The organism is Acetobacterium sp. (assembly GCF_041752335.1).
Classification (GTDB): Bacteria; Bacillota; Clostridia; order Eubacteriales; family Eubacteriaceae; genus Acetobacterium.
This window is the reverse complement of the sequence record NZ_JBGSHG010000064.1, coordinates 1-4,399: the sequence shown is the minus strand read 5'-3', so window position 1 is coordinate 4,399 and position 4,399 is coordinate 1. Positions and strand designations below refer to the sequence as shown.

Sequence of the window (4,399 nt, the reverse complement as noted above, 5' to 3'; positions counted from 1 at the left end):
ATTCTGCTCGATCAGTTCCTTCAGAATTTACCGGCAATGATAAAAAGCAGTCTCAAACCCTGCGCCTGAATGGATATTTTTCAGGGAAAGTCCTTTGCATCAACGTTTTAGGGTGTTTTTAATGTGCGAAGTTTGAGTTATTTATTGAAAGAACTCAATTTGAATGATGATGTTTTTCTTTTTTGGAGAACTGTTCCTACATTAATGATTGGCAAACATCAAAATACAATTGAAGAAATAAACTATGATTATGTAAAAGAAAAAAAAATTTGTGTTGTGAGACGAATAACTGGTGGTGGAACAATATATACAGATCCAAATGGTTGGCAATTTAGTTATATTATAAAAAAGCCATTTATGAATATTGACTTCACTGAGTATGTTAAACCGGTGATTAACGCTTTAGCACAACAGGGAATTGAAGCAAGTTATAATGATCGTAATGATATTTATATCAAAGGAAAGAAGATTTCAGGTAATTCTCAGTATTGTGATGAACAATGTGGTCTTCATCATGGTTCTATTCTGTTTAACACTGATTTAGATGAGCTTGTTAGAGCAATTACTGTTTCAGATGATAAAATTATTTCAAAAGGAATAAAATCAGTGAGGGAAAGAGTCACAAATATAAAAGATTATTTTGACAGAGAAATCAATTCAATTGCTTTTAAAAATCTTATAGTGAATGAGATACTCAAAAATAATGAAAAACGATATATATTGACATTGAATGATATTGATAGAGTTAATGAAATTAGAAATCAGAAATTTAAAAGTTGGGAATGGAACTATGGAAAATCACCGAAATTCAATATTATTAAAAGTAAACGATGCAAAGGTGGGAAAATTGAATTTCATCTCAATATCAAGAAAGGCTATATTGCGGAATGCAAAATTTACGGTGATTTTTTTTGTAAAGGCGACATTAACTATGTTTCGAAGGCATTAGAGGGATGTTTTTATAAAGAAGAAAATATCAGAGCCATTTTAAAAGAAATTAATGCTGAAAGTATTTTCTACAAGTTCAGTATTGATGAATTGGTAAGCTGTATGGTTTAAGAATAATCTTGGGATTATTTTAAACCATATCTATGCTATCTGCTATTATTATTTAAAGTTTTTAAGTTTTAAGGCAAGGAGAAAAAATGATACACAAAAAAAGTTTATTTTTACAGATGATTCTATTGATCGGGTTTCCTTCAATACTGATGATTACGATAACAGAGGGCATATTATTATTTATACTGAATCAAAATTCTATTCAGCTGGGTGATATACAGAATAAACTGATATTTGTTTTTGGTATGGGTTTGCTATTCGTTGTTTGCGTTATGATTATTAGTATACAGAGATTTTCAAGGAGACTGATAAGTCTTGCTAAAGAAGTTGATCAACTGAACTATGGTGAAGTTGATATGGAATTTATATCCTCAGATTCTAAGACTCAACTGGGAGAACTCAGTATAGCTATTTATCGCTTTGTCGAAGATATTAAAAATCAGTCAATTACTGCAAAGCATTTAGCGGAAGGAAATATGTCAATTGGAATTAAACCAAAATCAGAAAAAGATCTACTAGGCATAAGTTTACTAAAAATCCGAAATTCTATTGAAAGAATTTCAAACCATATGGTTGTGATTTCAGATAGCGCAACTAATGGTGAATTTACAATAAGAGATCATGCTGATGACCTGGACGGCGATTTTAGAAAAACAATTTTAAATGCCAATCAAACTATGGACAAGGTTGTTGACAGGATGCACTGGTTTGAAGCAATCCTCGATGCGACGCCGATGCCCATTCAAGTGATGGATAATAATATGAAATGGACATTTATGAATAAAGCATTTGAAAAGTCGTTGGTTTCAGCTGGTTTTATCACAAACCGAGAATCAGCTTATGGATCGGGTTGTTGTACAGCAGGAGCTAGTATCTGCAATACAGAAGATTGTGGAATAAAACAATTTGTGAAAAAAGGCGTGACCAATTCACATTTTGAGTGGGGTAGAAAAAAAGAAAAACAGGATACCGCATATATCAAAAACAAGAATGAAGAAAATATTGGATTTGTAGAAGCTATAACGGATATGACACAAGTTTTAAATATTAAAGATTATACGAATAAAGAAATAGCACGAATAGAAAAGAACTTATTGCGTTTGGCTGAAGGTAACTTAGAGTTTGACATGGATATAGCGAATCCCAATGAATATGCAGGTGAAATGTTTGACCAATTTCAGGCAATCGATAAATACTTGATGGAAGTAAAAAAATCGATTTGCAATATGAATGAAGATGCATCGATGCTTATTAATGCTGTTGTAGAAGGAAAATTGGGAAAAAGAGCAGATGAGACAAAATTTAAAGGTTCATGGTATGCCCTCATTAATGGAATGAATATTATTCTTAATGAAGTAGATAAACCATTAAAAGAAATGTTGGAAGTATTGGATCTACTCTGTTCGGGAAATTTGAAAAATACTGTTAATGGTTTATATCAAGGGGTTTTCGACGAATTGAAGCAGGTGATCAATGACATACAACTTCGATTGAATTGGGTAATAACAGAAATCTCAACAGTTACTTGTGAGATCGGAAAGGGAAATCTCGATCTAAAAAATGTGAAAATATATGATGGCGATTATGCAGATATATCCTATGGCATAAATGGGATTATCGAAACATTAAACCCTTTACTAATGAAAATCAATGAGTCAGCAGATCAGGTAGCCGCTGGTTCAAATGAGGTCTCGTATGGTGGCCAGAACTTGGCGCAGGGATCGACTGAACAAGCGAGTACCATTCAGGAATTGACGGCATCCATAACAGAAATTGCGGACCAAACTAAACGAAATGCAGTTGATGCAAATAAAGCCCGAGAGCTGTCTATAGATGTGCAAGGCAATGCAGTAGAAGGAAAAGCGCAAATGGCAGAAATGCAGAAATCGATGATCAAAATCAGCAAATCATCTGAAAATATTTCTAAAATCATTAAGGTAATCGATGATATTGCCTTTCAGACAAATATACTAGCACTTAATGCAGCTGTTGAGGCGGCACGAGCAGGACAGCATGGAAAAGGTTTTGCAGTAGTAGCAGAAGAAGTCAGAACACTGGCTGCAAGAAGTGCCGAAGCTGCAAAAGAAACGACCATCTTAATCGAAGGTTCCATCGATAAAGTACAGGCAGGAACTAGAATAGCTAACGATACTGCAGTTGCTTTTAATGATATTGTTGATGGAATTGGAAAAGTTTCATATCTAGTAGAAAATATTGCTGGAGCGTCAAATGAGCAAGCCTCTGGAATTGAGCAGATTAACCTTGGAATTGAACAGGTTACGAAGGTAGTTATACAGAATTCAGCAACTTCTGAAGAAAGTGCTGCTGCAAGTGAAGAATTATCCAGCCAAGCCGAAATACTAAAGCAAATGATTGGTCAATTTAAACTAAGAAAATATGACGTATTTTAATAATATAGTCATAATTTATGGATTAATAACTCAAACTTCGCACATTAAAAACACTCTAAAACGTTGATGCAAAGGACTTTTCCTGAAAATATCTATTCAGGCGCGGGGTTCGAGACTGCTTTTTATCATTGCCGGTAAATTCTGAAGGAACTGATCGAGCAGAATAACCATTTTTTCTTCACTGAGTTGAAGATTATCCTGACAAAAACTCAGCATCAGTTCAATCAGCGGAAGATAGGACTCCTGATAAGTGATATCAGCCAGTTCATCACATGTCCAGTAGAACAATTCCCCGATGCTGCGCACATCAAGGTTAAACCGATTTTCCAGTGACAGCATTGTGTAACGGGTAAAGACAATCGCAACATGGCTGTCTGGGCATCAAAAGACAGTCCTCTGAAGGATTTTGTCAGTTTCAGATAGGATTTGCATACTTTGAAAAAAAACCTCAATCGCTCAGCGTTTTCCATAAATGCGGATGATGTCATCAACAGAAAGGGTGAGATCAGTTGTAATCAGAACCAGGTAATCATTGCGCTTATTCCGGTTTCTGACAAAGACAAGTTTGACTGACATGATGCTATCATCTTTTTGAATCGCGGTATTTACTGAAAGCAGGTATCGTGATCGCCCCCGGCGTTTTTTGCAGGCTGAATAGATGGCTTTGACAGATTTCTTTTTGCCATCAGTAGTGAATTTTGGGTGTTTTCTTTGCCATGGCAATCACGTCAATCCCCGTTTTTTTGACGGCAATCAGGGAGGATGGACTGCAAAACTCAGAACATTTCCCCGGGATTCATTGGTAAGACGGGTAAGACTCTGATTGGTTACCCGGGCGGCCAGTAACGTGGTAAACTTCTGCCAATGGATTTTGGGGGAGTTCATGAAGCGATAGATCGTATCTTTTCCAAACTCCGGACAATGGTGAC

Annotated in this window: 4 protein-coding genes; 2 read left to right on the top strand and 2 right to left on the bottom strand. The window is 35.4% G+C overall.

Going from position 1 to position 4,399, the window contains the following annotated elements:
* The first annotated feature begins 123 nt into the window (after nucleotides 1–123).
* Both ACEW8F_RS08595 and ACEW8F_RS08590 read left to right on the top strand, forming a co-directional pair.
* Nucleotides 124–1,059 carry a lipoate--protein ligase gene (locus ACEW8F_RS08595; RefSeq protein ID WP_373483064.1) on the top strand — a complete coding sequence of 312 codons (936 nt, stop codon included), beginning with the start codon at nucleotides 124–126 and terminating at the stop codon, nucleotides 1,057–1,059.
* Between the two features lie 86 nt (nucleotides 1,060–1,145).
* Entirely contained in the window at nucleotides 1,146–3,470 is a 2,325-nt protein-coding gene (locus tag ACEW8F_RS08590; protein WP_373483063.1) for a methyl-accepting chemotaxis protein, read from the top strand.
* Between the two features lie 96 nt (nucleotides 3,471–3,566).
* On the opposite strand, the gene ACEW8F_RS08585 is transcribed toward ACEW8F_RS08590, so the two are convergent.
* Nucleotides 3,567–3,809 carry a hypothetical protein gene (locus ACEW8F_RS08585; RefSeq protein WP_373483062.1) on the bottom strand — a complete coding sequence of 81 codons (243 nt, stop codon included), beginning with the start codon at nucleotides 3,807–3,809 and terminating at the stop codon, nucleotides 3,567–3,569.
* 117 nt (nucleotides 3,810–3,926) lie between these two features.
* Complete coding sequence (locus ACEW8F_RS08580) at nucleotides 3,927–4,193, bottom strand: hypothetical protein (protein ID WP_373483061.1); 267 nt, start codon at nucleotides 4,191–4,193, stop codon at nucleotides 3,927–3,929.
* Nucleotides 4,194–4,399 lie beyond the last annotated feature (206 nt).